The following is a 15,450-nucleotide window of genomic DNA, read 5'->3' as shown; positions in this document are numbered from 1 at the left end:
TTCGTGAAAATCAAGCCAGCGCCAATGGCCGACCCTCAAAGATCGTCTCCATCGAGAAAACGCCTGTTACGCGCTCAAGATCCATATCGGCGATCAATCGCTTGTATAGCGCATCATAGCCAGCCATGCCGCTGACCACCGCCTTGGCCAGATAGTCCCATTCACCGCCGATACGGTGGAACTCGACAATCTGGGGCAGGGATTCGATACGGGCGCGAAAGCGGCGCGACCACGCATCGTTGTGTTGGCGAGTGCGGATCATGATGAAAACGGTCAGCCCCAGCCCCAGCGCAGCCGCGTCAATGACGGCACGGCTGCCCTGCAGCACCCCTGCCTCGGTCAGCCGCTGCAAGCGTCGCCAGCAGGCGTTCTGGGACAGGCCCACACGTTCGGCCAGCTCGCGCTGAGACAAGCTGGCGTCCCGCTGCAGCAGCGCCAGCAACTGGTTGTCGATTTCATCTGTTTCTGTCTTTTTATCGCTCATTTGACAACCATATTGAAAAAATATCGCTGATATTCAGAATGATTTCTCATGATCTGCGGGTCAAGATGGCTGCATGCAGAGACAGATTTCCATCCCGCCCTTTGACAGCTACCTCGCCCGGCTGGGCGACAACCCGATCAGTCAGATCCACACCTGCCTGATCGGCCGCGACGCTGTGATCGACGGTCCTTTTGGACCGCGCCGGATGATCTATGCCGATTACATCGCCTCGGGCCGCGCGCTGCGGCCCATCGAGGAATGGGTGATGGAAAACGTGCTTCCCTGGTATGCCAACAGCCATACCGAGGCCAGCCATTGCGGCGGCACCATGACCCGGATGCGCCGCGCCGCGCGGACCGCGATTGGCAATTGCACCCATGCCGGGCCTGAGCATGCGGTGATCTTTACCGGTGGGGGCGCGACACAGGGGATCAACCGGCTGGTGCATCTGTTGGGTGCGGGCCCGGATACGACGGTGCTGATCGGGCCTTACGAACATCACTCGAACATCCTGCCCTGGCGCGAAAGCGGCGCGACCGTAATCACCATCCCCGAGGCAGCGACCGGCGGCCCGGACCTGACCGCGCTGGCCGAGGCGCTGGACCAGGCCCAAGGACCGGTAATCGGCAGTTTCTCGGCCGCGTCGAACGTCACAGGGACGCTGACTGACGTAGCCGAAGTCACGCGCATCCTCAAAACTGCAGGCGCCAAGGCGGTCTGGGACTATGCCGGAGGCGCGCCCTACCTGCCCATCGACATGCGGCTGGGCATGGATGCGGTGGTGATCTCACCGCACAAGTTCATTGGTGGGCCGGGGGCATCCGGCGTGACCATCCTGCGCCGCGATGCGGTGGTGAATGACCGCCCCACCCTGCCCGGCGGCGGGACGGTGCGCTTTGTCTCGCCCGAGTCGCATGACTATTCGCTGTCGCTGGAAGCGCGCGAAGAAGGCGGCACGCCGAACGTGGTCGGGGATATCCGCGCCGCGCTGGTCTTTCTGACCAAGGCCGCTGCGGGTCAGGACCATATCCATGCACGCAATGCCGAATGGCTTGCGCTGGGAATGGCGCAGCTGCGCGCGCATCCCCGGGTCGAGCTGCTGGGCAATCTGGATGCCCCCCGCCTGCCCTTCTTCAGCTTCCGCATCCGCGATGGGCAGGGCGGATATGTCCACCAGCAACTGGCGACTCGGATGTTGTCGGATCTTTATGGCGTGCAGGCGCGGGGCGGCTGCGCCTGTGCGGGCCCCTATGTCCATCACCTGCTGGGGCTGGACCCACAGGAATCAGCGCGCATGCGCGCCGCGATCCTTGCCGGGGATGAGATCGAGAAACCCGGATTCGTGCGGCTGAACCTGTGCTGGGCCGCCCCGCGCGCCGAAGTTCAGGCAATTCTGGACGCCATCTGCGACCTTTCCGATCACGCAACGGAACACCTGCCCTATTACCGCTGCGACCGTTCGACCGCGATCTTTACGCCGGTCGCGGCCGAGTAGCGCAGGCCACGGTCGCCACATATTCGCGCACCAGCGCCACGCGGCGGGGGCGAAAGCTTTCCTCACCCGGCCGCATGGCTTGAATGCGCGGAACGTGAAAGGTGCGGAAATCCTGTCGCATCCGGCAATGGGCCAACAGCATCATGTGATTCTCACTGTAGCTGAGGCCCAAAGGCCAGATCTCGCGCGTGGTCTGCATCCCCTGCAGGTCAAGGTAGCCGATTATCAGGCTACGCTCATCCCACAGCGCCTGCCGCAACAGCGCCATATCCACATTCAGGGCGGGTCTTTGCGCAGGTTCGCGAAACAGGCGCATGGTCGCGTGCATGGCATGCCGGCCCTGACCTTCGGGCAGGGTGGCGATGATTCGGGCCATGGCGTTTTCGCCGGCATGTGTCAGTTCGGAATCACCCAGAGTACGCAGGCCCGAGATGGCAAGCAGCAGGGCCTCGATCTCAAGCCGGGAAAAGCTTTGGGGCGGCAGGGCCGGGTCTTCGGTCAGCGAATAGCCAACGCCCGCTTCGCCATCAATCAGCGCGCCTCCGGCCCGCAGGGTAGCAATGTCGCGATAAAGCTGACGCGTCGAAACGCCGGTCTCCTGCGCCAGCCGCCCGGCCGTGACCGGCGCGGGCAGGCGGCGCAACGCATCCATCAGGCGCATCAGGCGATCGGTACGAGACATGCTGTCACCTTTTGTCAGGAGGGTCGGGTCATTCTGCCCCCGTCAATACAGGAGACCAAGATGCTGACTCTATATCACGCGCCCAAAAGCCGCTCATCATCCGTCGTCGAGCTGCTGGAAGAGCTGGGCGTTCTGGACAAGGTCGATGTTCGCCGGGTCACGATCCCGCGTCAGGACGGCTCGGGTGCCCGCGACCCGGCCAACCCCCACCCCGAAGGAAAAGTGCCCTATCTGGTCAACGGTCAGGATCACGTACGCGAACGCGGCGCGATCATGCTTTATCTGACCGACACTTTCCCCGAGGCAGGGCTGGGCCCTCTGCCAGGCGATCCCCGGCGCGGACAATATCTCAGCTGGCTCAGCTGGTATCAGGGCGTGCTTGAGCCGGTGGCGATCCTGCATTTCTGCGGGATCAACCATCCGGCGCTGGCCGCAAGCCTGCGCGATTATGATACCGCCGTCGCGCGGCTGGACGAGGTGCTGACAAAGCAGCCTTATCTGCTGGGCGAGGATTTCTCGGCAGCTGATTTGCTGGTCGCGGGCCCGTTCATGTTCTTTGGCCCCGAGCAGATGCCGCGCACCCCCGCCGTTGACGACTGGGTGCAGCGGATTCAGTCGCGCCCCTCGATGGCGCGGGTGGCCGAACTGGACGCCTGAGCGGTTGAGCCCGCGGCGGGAAGCTTTGCCAGCTGCACCATCAAAATTCCCGCCGCGACGATCAGCGCGCCGATCACATCCGAGACGCCAAACCGTTCACCCAGCAACGCGGCAGCGATCCCGACGCCAAAGATCGGCGACAGAAAGTGAAAGGTGGCGGCTCGCACCGCGCCGATGCGGTTGACCAGCCTGAACCATAGCCAGGTCGCGCCAATTCCCGGCGCGACCACCGTATAGGCAAAGGCCCAGATCAGGCCGGCGCTCCATTCGACCGGGCGGCCCCAATCCATCAGCAGGGCCGGTATCACCAGCAGGATCGCCCCGACCGCCATCTGCAATCCGATGATCATCATCATGTTGCGGCTGCCCCCTGCCCCACGCGCAGCCAGCGTCGCAAAGGTCAGTGCCACCATACCGATCAGGCACAAGATCACGCCGGGGATATCCAGCCCATGTTGCAGCCGCACCCCCATGATCAGGGTGACGCCCGCGACGCCCGCGATCAGACCGGCAACGGCAATGGGCCGCAGCCTCTCGCCATAAAGAAGCCAGCCCAGAAACGCCACGACCAGCGGCATCATCGAAGCGATGATCGACGAAACCGAGGCCTCGACATATTGCATCGCGACCCAGCTGAACCCCAGGTAAAGCGCATTCTGGCACAGGCCGAACAGGATCACCGTGCGCCATTCGGCCCGGGTCAGATGCCAGTTCTGCCCCATGGCACGCGCCATGGGAATCGCCACCAGCGCGGACAGGCCAAAGCGGATGACCAGCGCCGTCAGCGGCGGGGCGGACATGACAATCATGCGCGTCGAGGTAAAGGCCGAGGCCCAGACCACCGCAAAACCGACGCCCATCAATATCGCGCGGAAATCCATCCTGTCCCCCCGGTGTTGCGTGCGCATGGGACACGGATGCGCGGGGATGCACAAGGGGCGGCGTAATCACCCGCGCAGCAAACCGCCCGCAGGTGCGAAAACCCGGACCCCGTAAGATCGGGGCGCCGCAAAAGAAAAGAGCCGCGCAGATCAGATGCGCGGCTCATTCCCGTCAGTAAACGCGGGATCTCAGGCGTTCACGCTGTCTTTCAGCGCTTTCGCGATGGTGACCTTGACCACCTTGTCGGCCGGTTTGGTCATCATCTCTTGGGTTTGCGGGTTGCGAACCTGACGCTCGGGACGGGCGCGGCAGGCGACCTTGCCGATCCCCGGCAGGGTAACGGCGCCACCCTCGGCAACCGTGCGCGACACGATGGCCGAGATCGCGTCCAGAGCCGCGGCGGCGGTTTTCTTGTCGCTGCCCATTTCATCGGCCAGCGCGGCGACGAGCTGAGTTTTGGTCATCGGTTTGGAAGCGGCCTGAGCCATTTTCTGTCTCCTCGTTGTTCCCGTTCGGGAAATTTTCGGACGCCACCTTGGCGGCACGCGTGTCGCTACACAAGCTTTTTAAGCGCAGATCAAGCGTTTTCGGCGAAATTCCCCAGCAAACGCTGCGAAAAGTGCCTCGCAGGACCAGGCTACAGGAACGCGGTTTCGTTAAACGAACGCAACTTGCGTGAGTGGATGCGCTCCAGAGGGGTCTCTCGCAGCTTCTCCATCGCGCGAATGCCGATCTGCAGGTGGTTTGCAACCTGCGTACGATAAAAGTCGGTGGCCATGCCGGGCAGCTTCAATTCGCCGTGCAGCGGCTTGTCGCTGACGCAAAGCAGCGTGCCATAAGGAACCCGAAAGCGGAAACCGTTTGCGGCAATGGTCGCACTTTCCATATCCAGCGCGATGGCACGCGACTGCGACAGGCGCTGCACCGGACCGGATTGGTCGCGCAGCTCCCAGTTGCGGTTGTCGATCGTGGCGACAGTGCCGGTGCGCATGATGCGCTTCAGCTCATAACCCTCAAGCCGGGTAACCTCGGCCACTGCCTCTTGCAGGGCAACCTGCACCTCGGCCAGGGCCGGGATCGGCACCCAGGCCGGCAGGTCATCGTCAAGCACGTGATCTTCGCGCAGATAGGCATGGGCAAGGACGAAATCGCCAAGGCTCTGACTGTTGCGCAACCCCGCGCAATGGCCGACCATCAGCCAGGCATGGGGACGCAGGACGGCGATGTGGTCGGTCGCAGTCTTGGCGTTCGAAGGGCCGACGCCGATATTGACCAGCGTGATTCCGTCCCCATCCGGACGCTTGAGGTGATAGGCCGGCATCTGCGGCATCTTGGCGCCGGTCGCAATGATATCCTCGGGGCGTTCCAGGATCTGGTTTCCGGGCGCGACAAACCCGGTATAGCCCGAATTCGGATCGGCAAGCGCGCGGCGGGCAAAGGCCTCGAACTCATCGACATAGAACTGGTAATTCGTGAACATCACGAAATTCTGGAAATGCTCGGGCAGGGTCGCGGTGTAATGCGCCAGCCGCGCCAGCGAGTAATCCACACGCTGCGCGGTAAAGGGCGCCAGCGGGTGGCTGCCATCCGGGTTCGGCCCCGCAGTCCCGTTCACGATATCGTCATTCATCGTATTCAGATCCGGCACATCGAACACATCACGCAGGGAATAGTCGAGCACGCCTTCTTGCGGGACGTTGAGGTCGCTTTGCGTGGCGACAGCGAAATGGACGGGCATCGGCGTGCTGCTGTCCCCCACGGCAACCGGCACACCATGGTTGCGCATCAGCAGGCCGATCTGTTCGGTCAGATAGCCCCGGAACAGGTCGGGCCGGGTGATCGAGGTCGAATAGGTCCCCGGCAGCGCCACATGACCAAAGGACAGGCGCGAATCTGTCTTGGAATGGATGGGCACCGTCATGCGGATCTCGGGGTAAAAGGCGCGATAGCGCGCGCCCGGCCTGCCGCCTTTCAGGGTCGCCAGAAAGCGGTTCAGCAGAAATTGCGACGAACGGTCGTAAAGCTCGATCAATCGGGCGACGGCGGCGGCCGGATCGTCGAAATAAAGCCGCTCGGCGGGTTCCGGCGTCTCGATGGGAAGTCTGCGGCTGTCGGTTGCATTCATGCGCGCTCTCCAATTTGGAAAGGAGAGTGCCAGCGCCGCACCGGGCTGGCAAGCCGCCACCAGAGACCCTATCTGATGTGCAAAGGAGTGATCCGCATGGAATTTTCCATTCTTGACCTTGCGGTGGTCGCCGAGGGCTCGGATGCCCGGCAGGCCATTGCCAATTCCGTTGCACTGGCCCAGGCGGCCGAAGACTGGGGCTACAGTCGCTTTTGGCTGGCCGAACATCACAACATGCCCGGCATCGCCAGTGCTGCCACCTCGGTCCTGATCGGCCATGTCGCCGATCATACGAAATCCATCCGCATCGGCGCGGGCGGCGTAATGCTGCCCAATCACGCACCGCTGGCCATCGCCGAACAATTCGGCACGCTGGCGACGATCCACGGCCCGCGCATTGATCTGGGGCTGGGCCGCGCGCCCGGAGGCGACGGGGCGGTGATGCATGCGCTGCGCCGTTCGATGCAGCGCAACGAAGATTTCCCCAATGATGTGGTCGAGCTGTTGCGCTATCTCGGCCCGCCCCGCCCCGGTGCACCAGTGGCGGCCCACCCCGGCGAAGGGACGAATGTGCCGGTCTGGATCCTGGGCTCGTCGCTTTACGGTGCAAGTCTCGCCGCCGCGCTTGGCCTGCCCTATGCTTTTGCCAGCCATTTTGCCCCCGGCGATCTGGATCAGGCCGCACAACTGTACCGCGAGCGGTTCGAACAGACCGAGTTCGGCACCAGGCCTCGTTTCATGCTGGCCGTGAACGTCATCGCAGCCGAAACCGATGCCGAGGCGCAAAAACTGCGCAGCAGCCAGATGATCAGCTTTGCCCGGCTGCGGCTGGGGATGCCGGGGCTGCTGCCTCCGCCAGTCGATGATGTGCTGGATGCCATTCCGGTGCGCATCCTGCCCTCGGTCGAACATGCGCTTTCGGTCAGTGCGGTCGGTACACCAGCGACCGTCGCCGCGCGGCTGGATGAACTGATCACCCGTTATCAGCCAGACGAGCTGATCCTTGTCGGCAATATCTTTGACCAACAGGCCCGGCATCGCAGCTTTGCCATCGCAGCCGAGATCCTGCGGGGCCGCGCATGAGGATGCTTGTCTTTGGTCACGGCTATTCTGCCGGCTTCCTCACCCCGCTTCTGCGGGCTGAGGGCTGGCAGGTGACCGGCACCACGCGCAGCGACTCCGCCCGTGTCACAGCCACAGGGGCAGAGCCGCTGATCTGGCCAGGGGATGACGCAGCGGTCGGCCGGGCGATTTCCGGGGCTGATGCGATTCTGGTCTCGATTGGGCCTGATAGCGGCTCTGATCCCGTTCTGGCGGTCTTTGGCGCCCAGATCGCGGCGGCACGCCCGCGCTGGCTTGGCTACCTTTCGACGACCGGGGTCTATGGCGACCGTAACGGCGACTGGGTGGACGAAAAGACACCCTGCGCCCCCACCACCCAGCGCGGGCGCGAGCGGGTCGCCGCCGAAGAGGGTTGGCAGCAGCTTGCCGCCCGGCACGGTTTGCCACTGCATATTTTTCGTCTGGCCGGGATCTATGGACCGGGCCGCGGACCCTTCGCCAAGGTGCGTCAGGGCACGGCGCGGCGAATTATCAAGCCAGGGCAGGTCTTTTCGCGCATCCATGCCGAAGATATCGCCCAGGTGCTGCTGGCCTCGATCAAGGCACCACGGCCCGGGGCGATCTATAATGTCTGTGATGACGACCCCGCCCCGCCCGAGACGGTGATCGGTCATGCAGCGGAACTGTTGGGCCTGCCCCTGCCCCCGGCCGAGGATTTCGCCACCGCCGGAATGTCGCCGATGGCCCGCAGTTTTTATGCCGAAAACAAGCGCGTCTCGAACAACCGTATCAAAACCGAACTGGGCGTGACCCTGCGCTATCCTGACTATCGCGCCGGACTTGCGGCGCTGGCCAGGGCGGAAGGGATCACGGTCCAGAACATCGGCGTTTAGGGCGCGATCGAGCAGCAACCGTTCAGCATGCGCGACGGCTGGTCCTGCCCGTCCAGAATTACGCTGATCGCCAAGGCAAAGTTGCGGTCCGACATGCCATCCGAACATTGCTCGGGCCGCATGAAGGCAGTCAGCCGACCCTTGTCATCCCCGGCGACAAGACCGCGCGAAGGATCCCCCGGAATGCCGTTATCCATCACCTTGCGCAGCGAAAGCTGGCGCTCGGGCTGGCCGGGTTCGCTAAAGACCATACCCTTTTGCACCGTCTTGACCGACCAGAACGGCTCGGTCCCGTAGCATTGCAGGGTCAGGGGCAGTTCGGCCGACTTCCACGCAGAGGCCTGCGGCTTGAGAAAGCGCAGCGCCACCCAACCCGAGCTTTCGCCGATATTCACCCGGCCCCATTTGCCGGTAGCATCGCGTTCGATCAGCTCGATCCCCTTAGCGGTCGAGGCAAGGGTGCCGACGATCTTGGCCTGACCATGAGGCGCCTCGCGCACGTTCAGCTTGTCCCAGGTCTCGACCACGGTGACATCGAAAAGGCGCGGCAGGTAGTCGTCCTGCGCCTGCGCGGCCAAAGGCATTGCAAGGGCAAGGCCAGTCAGAAGGATACGAAGCATTATTTCCTCTCAGGCACGTTTGGCCACGGCCACGCCCAGAATCTCCAGAACCTTTGCCTCGATGTCAGGGGCTGACATGCGGGCTTCGCGGTACATGGCCTCGGGGCTGGCATGGTCGATGAAAGTGTCGGGCAGAACCATCTGGCGGAAACGCAACCCACCATCAAAAACGCCCTCATCGGAAAGAAGCTGCGCCACAAGGCTGCCAAAGCCGCCGACCGCACCCTCTTCGATGGTGATCAGCGCCTCATGCGTGCAGGCAAGGCGCAAGATCAGATCGCGGTCGAGCGGCTTTGCAAAGCGCGCATCGACAATCGTTGGCTGGATGCCACGCACGAGCAGTGCTTCGCGAGCCCGCATCACCTCGGCCAGACGGGTGCCAAAGGACAGGATGGCAACGCCCCTGCCCTCGGCCACGACCCGGCCTTTGCCGATTTCCAGAACCTCGCCATGCTCGGGCATCTCGACCCCGGTGCCTTCGCCGCGCGGATAACGGAACGCGATCGGCCCCGCGTCATAGGCAGCGGCGGTGGCGACCATATGGACCAGTTCGGCCTCATCCGCGGCAGCCATGACCACCATGCCCGGCAGGTTCGACAGAAACGCGATGTCATAGGCTCCGGCATGGGTCGCGCCATCGGCACCGACCAGCCCGGCCCGGTCGATAGCGAAACGCACCGGCAGGCGCTGGATCGCCACGTCATGGACGATCTGATCGTACCCACGCTGCAGGAAAGTCGAGTAAAGCGCGCAGAACGGCTTCATCCCCCCCGCGGCAAGACCGGCCGAGAAAGTCACGGCATGTTGTTCGGCAATACCCACATCAAAGCAACGGCGCGGGAAACGCTCGGCAAAGAGGTTCAGCCCGGTCCCGTCGGGCATGGCAGCGGTGACAGCGACGATGCGGGCATCGCGGCTGGCCTCATCGACCAGCGCCTTGGCAAAGACCGAGGTATAGCTTGGCGCGTTCGATTTTGCCTTAGCCTGCGCGCCGGTCTGAACGTCGAATTTCGCGGTGGCGTGCCCCTTGTCGGCGGCACGCTCGGCCGGGGCATAACCCTTGCCCTTGCGGGTCACGACATGGATCAGCACCGGCCCGTCAGCCCGCGCCCTGACCGTGCGCAACAGCGGCAAGAGCTGGTCCAGATCATGGCCATCGACGGGGCCGATATAGGAAAAGCCCAGCTCTTCGAACAGGGTGCCGCCAACGGTCATGCCCTTGAGCATCTCTTTGGCGCGCCGCGCACCCTCTTGCAGAGGCTGGGGCAGAAAACCGACAGCGCCCTTGGCAACCGCCTTAAGGTCCTGGAACGGACCCTCGGCGTAAAGGCGGGTCAGATAGCGCGACAGGGCCCCGGTCGGCGGGGCAATCGACATTTCATTGTCGTTCAGGACCACGAACAGCCGCTTGCCCAGATCGCCGGCGTTGTTCAGCGCCTCAAAGGCCATGCCCGCGCTCATGGCGCCATCACCGATCACCGCGACAGCGTCGCCCGGATCGCCGCCCAGTTCGCGGGCCATGGCAAAACCCAGTGCCGCGCTGATCGAGGTCGAGCTATGCCCTGCCCCAAAGGGATCATAGGGGCTTTCAGAACGTTTGGTGAAGCCGGAAAGACCACCCTCCATCCGCAGGGTGCGGATGCGGTCGCGCCGACCGGTCAAGATTTTGTGAGGATAGCATTGATGGCCGACATCCCAGATGATCTTGTCGCGCGGCGCCTCGAAAACGGCATGCAGTGCGACGGTCAGTTCGACCACGCCAAGCCCTGCACCAAGATGGCCGCCAGTGACCGAGACGGCGCTGATCGTCTCGGCCCGCAGCTCGTCAGCAAGCTGCCGCAATTCGCGGTCGCTGAGGTTTTTGAGGTCCGAGGGCAGTGTCACCCGATCCAGGACCGGCGTCAGGGGACGATGTTCGTTCTGGTCAGTGGTCATGGCTTGCCCCTCTCTCGGGCGGGCTGTCAGGCGTCGCGCTCGATAACGAAACGCGCAAGCTGCCGCAAGTTTCCTGCCGCCTCGCCATAAGGTTCAAGGGCGGCCTCGGCATGGCGCACAAGCTTGCGCGCCTTGTCCTGCGCACCCTCAAGCCCAAGCAGCGACACAAAAGTCGCCTTGTTCGCCGCCTTGTCCTTGCCGGTGCGCTTGCCGATCGCCTCGGGGTCGCCGGTCACATCAAGGACATCGTCCTGAATCTGGAAGGCAAGGCCAAGGTTTTTCGCATATTCCGCCAAGGGGGCCGGGTCCTCGCCCGCCATGACCGCACCGGCGGTGGCGGCAAACTGGATCAGCGCCCCGGTCTTGGCCTGCTGAAGCCGCTTGATTGCAACGATATCAAGGGGGGTGATCGCGGTCTCGGCCGCGATGTCGAGCGCCTGCCCCCAGACCATGCCGCGCGCGCCAACCGCCTCGGACAGCCCGCGCACCAGCGCCAGCCGCACCTCGGCCGAACCGGTCTGCGCGTCAGTCAGTAGCCCAAATGCAAGGGTCTGCAGGGCGTCCCCGGCCAGAATCGCGGTCGCCTCGGACCACTGCACATGAACGGTCGGCAGACCGCGCCGCAGGTCGTCATTGTCCATCGCGGGCAGGTCATCATGGACCAGACTATAAGCATGTAAAGCCTCGACCGCGGCAGCAACGGGCAGCGACGCCTTGTCACCCAGCCCGAAAAGCCGAGCCGATTCCATGACCAGAAAGGCACGGATGCGCTTACCGCCGATACAGGCGTAACGCATCGCATCGCTAAGCTCGCCATCCGGCAGGCAGGACATTGCGCCTTCCAGCGCGGTCTGGACCTGCGCCTTCACATCCTCAAGACGATCCTGCATCACAGTCCCTCGGCCGGGACAGTGCCTGTGGGCTGACCATTCGCGGCCAGCGTAATCTTTTCAACCCGTTCCTCGGCCTCACGCAGGCGCTTGTCGCAATGTGCCCGCAATGCGGCACCGCGTTCGTAAAGCTTGATCGCCTCTTCCAGCGTGGCCTCGCCATGTTCCAGCCGGCTGACGGTCGCCTCAAGCTCTTTCATCGCCTCTTCGAAGGACATGTTCTCGATCTCGGTCACGCCGCAGTCTCCCTCAGCACATCGACATGGGCGCGCGCCGAGCGGCCCAGAGCGGCGAGATCATATCCCCCTTCAAGGGCAGACACCACCGGGGCTGAACAGGTCGCCGCCGTGTCGCAGATCATTCGGGTGATGGCGGTGAAATCGGCCTCGCTCCACATAAGCGCGGCCAAAGGATCGTCGGCATGGGCGTCAAACCCGGCCGAGACCAGTACAAGCTGCGGCCGCCACGCCTCGGCGCATTCACAGATCTGTTCCCATGCCGCGCGGGCTTCGTCCCCCGCGCTGCCGGGGGCCAGCGGCACATTCAGGATCTGCCCATGCGCGCCCCGTTCAGAGGCCGCGCCGGTGCCCGGATAAAGCGGCATCTGATGGGTCGAGGCAAAGAAGGCCCGCCGCTCATGCCACAATACATCCTGCGTGCCATTGCCGTGGTGGACATCGAAATCCAGCACCGCCACCCGGTCCAGCCCGTGGTGATCAAGCGCCCGCAGGGCCGCGATGGCGACCGAGGAAAAGATGCAGAACCCCATCGCCTTTTCGCGCTCGGCATGGTGTCCGGGCGGACGCATGGCGACAAAGGCATTCGGAGCCTCGCCCGCCAGCACCGCATCGACTGCCGCGCAAACCCCGCCCACGGCATGACGCGCCGCCGTCAGGCTGTCTGGCGCCAGATAGGTATCCGAATCAAGCATCGTCCAGCCCTCGGCCGGGACCTTGCGCTGCGCGAGCGCCAGATATTCCGCCGGATGGGCGCGCAGGATGTCCTGATCCGTGCCCTCGGGCGCCTCGCGGCGGTCAAGGTCCATATCCTCCAGCGCCTCAAGCACGGCATCAAGCCGCCCCACACGCTCGGGGTGGCTTGGCGGGGTCACATGCGAAAAGCCGGACGGATGGGTGTATAACAGGGTCATCGGCCAAGGATTATGGCCACGGACCTTTTCCGGGCAAGACAATGTTCCCGATCCTGCCGAAAACGGCAGCCGCGATGCTGCCTCAGAGTGCCTGAACTGTCAGCCGCTGCCCGTCATGGCCCGCTATGCGCACCTCGGTCAGCGAGCCTTCGGGCATGTCGCGATCAAAGGTCACCTCGGTAAAATGCTCGGTCCGGCCAAGGCGGGGCCCCTCGGTCAGCACCATGCGGGATTCGCCAAGCTGAGCCTGTAAATGCCGCGCCAGCGCCGCATCGCCCGCAGCACGCAGTCTTGCTGCACGTTCTTTGATGGCCGGTCCCGGAACACGCGGCATCCGCGCCGCCGGGGTACCCTTGCGCGCCGAATAGGGAAAGACATGCAGGAATGTCAGCCCGCAATCATCGACAAGCTTCAGGCTGTTTTCAAACATCGCCTCGGTCTCGGTCGGGAAACCGGCGATGATATCGGCGCCAAAGACGATGCCGGGCCGCAAACGCCGCGCCTCTTCGCAAAAGCGGATGGCGTCGTCGCGCAGGTGGCGACGCTTCATCCGCTTTAAGATCATGTCATCGCCCGCTTGCAAGGACAGGTGCAGATGCGGCATCAGTCGCGGCTCGGTGGCGATGGCAAGCATCAGGTTCTCATCTGCCTCGATCGAATCGATCGAGCTGATGCGCAGACGCGGCAGATCCGGCACCAGCCGCAGAATGCGCATGACCAGATCGCCAAGGCGGGGCTGGCCCGGCAGATCCGCCCCCCATGAGGTCAGGTCCACCCCGGTCAACACCACCTCGTTAAAGCCGCGGTCGCGCAGGCGCTTGATCTGTTCGACCACCACCCCCGCCGGAACCGAGCGTGAATTGCCCCGGCCATAGGGGATGATGCAGAAGGTGCAGCGGTGATCACAGCCGTTCTGCACCTGCACGTAGGCGCGGTGGCGTCCGAAACCGTCGATCAGATGGCCAGCCGTCTCACGCACGGACATGATGTCGTCGACCTGCACCTTTTCGGTCTCGCCAATCAGGTCGGGGGCCTGCATCGTGGCCCAGGTCGCGGGCTGCATCTTTTCATGGTTGCCGATGACGCGGGTGACCTCGGCCATGGCGGCAAATGTCTCGGGCTCGGTCTGGGCCGCACAGCCTGTGACAATGACCGGAGCACCGGGGTTTTCGCGTGCAAGCCGCCGGATCTCTTGCCGGGCCTTACGAACCGCCTCGGCCGTGACGGCGCAGGTGTTCACGATCACCGCACCTTGCAGCCCTGCGGCCTCGGCCATCTCACGCATGGCCTCGGTCTCATAGGCATTCAGCCGACAGCCAAGCGTGGCAAAGACAGGCGGCTTCGGCACGCTCATCCCCGCCAGACCCCGTCAAAGACATGCGCAGTCGGGCCGGTCATCCAGACGCCATCATCGCGCCAGTCGATTTCAAGCACGCCGCCCGGAACATTGACCCGCACCCTGCGCCCGGTCAGCCCACGCCGCGCCGCAGCGACCACCGCCGCACATGAGCATGAGCCCGAGGCTAGGGTGATTCCCGTCCCCCGCTCCCATATACGCAGGATGATTTCGCTATCCGAAACGACCTGCACCAGCTCAACATTCGTGCGCTGGGGGTACAGGGGATGATGCTCATGCTCGGGGCCGAATCGTTCAAGATCGACCGCCGCCGCATCGGGCACGAAAAAGGTGATATGCGGGTTACCCATACCGGTTGCCACCGGATCGCCGGGAATCGGCAGATGCAGCGTATCGACATCCTCAGCCAAAGGAATGCGCGCCCAGTCAAAGACCGGAGCCCCCATATTCACGCGCGTCAGCCGGTTGCCCGCGTCCTCGGCAGCAAGCAGGGCGTGATCCGTGGCAAGACGCAGCGCCGTCGCCCCCGATTCGTCCATCAGAAAGCGCGCGATACAGCGCGTGGCATTGCCGCAGGCCGCCGAAAGCGAACCATCCGCATTATAGAACACCAGCCGCGCATCGGCGCTTTCGTCGGGCAGAATAACGGCCAGCTGGTCGAAGCCGACGCCGCGATGGCGGTCGGCCATGGCGGCCACAGTCGCAGCATCAGGCAGCGCGCCAGTGGCGCGGCTGTCGATAACCACGAAATCATTGCCTAGCCCGTGCATCTTCATAAAGGGCAGAAGGGCGCTCTGGCCAAGGTTTTGCTGATGTTCCATGGCGCCGACATACTCCTGCCGAAAAGATTCTGCCAGAGGCAGCGATTTTTCCGCTTGACCCTGTCCGCCACCAACCTTAGTTAGCCCCCCGTGCGATGGGCCCGTAGCTCAGTTGGTAGAGCAACTGACTTTTAATCAGTGGGTCACAGGTTCGAATCCTGTCGGGCTCACCACTGAAAATCCTTTGTTGTCAGGTGACATGCGAGTTGTCCATTTGTGACAGCTTTTTGTCCATTTTTGACAGATCTTCTGTCCATCGCAGCGGAAGCGATAGTTCGGTATGTCAATCGGCCGCGGCAAACATGAGAACGGCGGTGGGAAATTCGTCCACGGTAGCGGTGGCTTGGTGCTGCTGCGGGCGGCGTAAAAGTCGTCCACCTATTCCCTTTCTGCGGCG

The 15,450-nt window shown here is 63.6% G+C and carries 16 protein-coding genes and 1 tRNA gene; 5 read left to right on the top strand and 12 right to left on the bottom strand.

From position 1 onward, the window contains the following. Nucleotides 1–10: 10 nt before the first annotated feature. The gene (locus tag M511_RS15130; RefSeq protein WP_085502637.1) at nt 11–484 is read right to left on the bottom strand and encodes an Lrp/AsnC family transcriptional regulator; all 474 of its coding nucleotides are present in this window, start codon (nt 482–484) and stop codon (nt 11–13) included. A 73-nt stretch (nt 485–557) separates the two neighbouring features. Here M511_RS15130 and M511_RS15125 point away from each other — a divergent pair, with 73 nt between their 5' ends. Further along, on the top strand, nt 558–1,979 hold the full coding sequence (locus M511_RS15125) for an aminotransferase class V-fold PLP-dependent enzyme (protein WP_085502636.1): 1,422 nt from the start codon (nt 558–560) through the stop codon (nt 1,977–1,979). On the opposite strand, the gene M511_RS15120 is transcribed toward M511_RS15125, so the two are convergent. Further along, on the bottom strand, nt 1,957–2,661 hold the full coding sequence (locus M511_RS15120; protein ID WP_085502635.1) for a helix-turn-helix transcriptional regulator: 705 nt from the start codon (nt 2,659–2,661) through the stop codon (nt 1,957–1,959). The genes M511_RS15125 and M511_RS15120 overlap by 23 nt on opposite strands. A 60-nt stretch (nt 2,662–2,721) precedes the next feature. Between M511_RS15120 and M511_RS15115 the strand changes: the two genes are divergently transcribed. Beyond that, complete coding sequence (locus M511_RS15115) at nt 2,722–3,318, top strand: glutathione S-transferase family protein (RefSeq protein ID WP_085502634.1); 597 nt, start codon at nt 2,722–2,724, stop codon at nt 3,316–3,318. Here the strand turns inward: M511_RS15115 and M511_RS15110 are convergent. The 3 genes from M511_RS15110 to M511_RS15100 all read right to left on the bottom strand — a co-directional run bounded on the left by M511_RS15110 (nt 3,273) and on the right by M511_RS15100 (nt 6,325). Continuing rightward, a complete protein-coding gene (locus tag M511_RS15110; protein WP_029372414.1) occupies nt 3,273–4,199 on the bottom strand; it encodes a DMT family transporter in 927 nt (308 codons plus the stop codon). The two genes, M511_RS15115 and M511_RS15110, sit on opposite strands and share 46 nt — an antisense overlap. A gap of 189 nt (nt 4,200–4,388) precedes the next feature. Beyond that, a complete protein-coding gene (locus M511_RS15105) occupies nt 4,389–4,688 on the bottom strand; it encodes an HU family DNA-binding protein (RefSeq protein WP_010398498.1) in 300 nt (99 codons plus the stop codon). Nucleotides 4,689–4,837: 149 nt separating this feature from the next. Beyond that, on the bottom strand, nt 4,838–6,325 hold the full coding sequence (locus tag M511_RS15100; protein ID WP_010398500.1) for an AMP nucleosidase: 1,488 nt from the start codon (nt 6,323–6,325) through the stop codon (nt 4,838–4,840). A gap of 96 nt (nt 6,326–6,421) precedes the next feature. On the opposite strand from M511_RS15100, the gene M511_RS15095 reads away from it, so the two are divergent. Together M511_RS15095 and M511_RS15090 are read left to right on the top strand one after the other, a co-directional pair. Next, nucleotides 6,422–7,408, top strand: coding sequence for an LLM class flavin-dependent oxidoreductase (locus M511_RS15095; RefSeq protein ID WP_010398503.1), 987 nt, complete (start codon nt 6,422–6,424; stop codon nt 7,406–7,408). Beyond that, a complete protein-coding gene (locus tag M511_RS15090) occupies nt 7,405–8,280 on the top strand; it encodes an SDR family oxidoreductase (protein ID WP_010398505.1) in 876 nt (291 codons plus the stop codon). Before M511_RS15095 ends, M511_RS15090 begins: the two co-directional genes overlap by 4 nt. Here M511_RS15090 and M511_RS15085 read toward each other — a convergent pair. From M511_RS15085 to dapF, 7 genes are all read right to left on the bottom strand, one after another. Next, entirely contained in the window at nt 8,277–8,900 is a 624-nt protein-coding gene (locus M511_RS15085) for a COG3650 family protein (RefSeq protein WP_010398508.1), read from the bottom strand. The two genes, M511_RS15090 and M511_RS15085, sit on opposite strands and share 4 nt — an antisense overlap. A gap of 9 nt (nt 8,901–8,909) precedes the next feature. Continuing rightward, complete coding sequence (gene dxs / locus M511_RS15080; RefSeq protein ID WP_010398511.1) at nt 8,910–10,835, bottom strand: 1-deoxy-D-xylulose-5-phosphate synthase; 1,926 nt, start codon at nt 10,833–10,835, stop codon at nt 8,910–8,912. A gap of 26 nt (nt 10,836–10,861) precedes the next feature. After that, nucleotides 10,862–11,725 (bottom strand): polyprenyl synthetase family protein, encoded by an 864-nt coding sequence (locus tag M511_RS15075; protein ID WP_010398513.1) that lies wholly within the window; start codon nt 11,723–11,725, stop codon nt 10,862–10,864. Beyond that, a complete protein-coding gene (locus M511_RS15070; RefSeq protein ID WP_010398515.1) occupies nt 11,725–11,961 on the bottom strand; it encodes an exodeoxyribonuclease VII small subunit in 237 nt (78 codons plus the stop codon). Before M511_RS15070 ends, M511_RS15075 begins: the two co-directional genes overlap by 1 nt. After that, on the bottom strand, nt 11,958–12,875 hold the full coding sequence (locus M511_RS15065; RefSeq protein WP_085502633.1) for a histone deacetylase family protein: 918 nt from the start codon (nt 12,873–12,875) through the stop codon (nt 11,958–11,960). Before M511_RS15065 ends, M511_RS15070 begins: the two co-directional genes overlap by 4 nt. 82 nt (nt 12,876–12,957) lie before the next feature. Continuing rightward, nucleotides 12,958–14,229, bottom strand: a complete 1,272-nt coding sequence (gene mtaB / locus M511_RS15060) for a tRNA (N(6)-L-threonylcarbamoyladenosine(37)-C(2))-methylthiotransferase MtaB (protein ID WP_010398519.1) — start codon at nt 14,227–14,229, stop codon at nt 12,958–12,960. Then, nucleotides 14,226–15,053: a diaminopimelate epimerase gene (dapF, locus tag M511_RS15055; protein WP_010398521.1), complete on the bottom strand. Its 828-nt coding sequence runs from the start codon at nt 15,051–15,053 to the stop codon at nt 14,226–14,228. The genes mtaB and dapF overlap by 4 nt, the downstream gene beginning before the upstream one ends. A gap of 97 nt (nt 15,054–15,150) precedes the next feature. On the opposite strand from dapF, the gene M511_RS15050 reads away from it, so the two are divergent. Continuing rightward, nucleotides 15,151–15,226 (top strand) — tRNA-Lys (locus M511_RS15050). The last annotated feature ends 224 nt before the right edge of the window (nt 15,227–15,450 follow it).

Origin of the sequence: Paracoccus sp. J56 (genome assembly GCF_019633685.1) — a bacterium.
GTDB lineage: Bacteria > Pseudomonadota > Alphaproteobacteria > Rhodobacterales > Rhodobacteraceae > Paracoccus > Paracoccus kondratievae.
The sequence above is the reverse complement of the archived record's forward strand: the minus strand, read 5'-3'. Positions and strand labels throughout refer to the sequence as shown.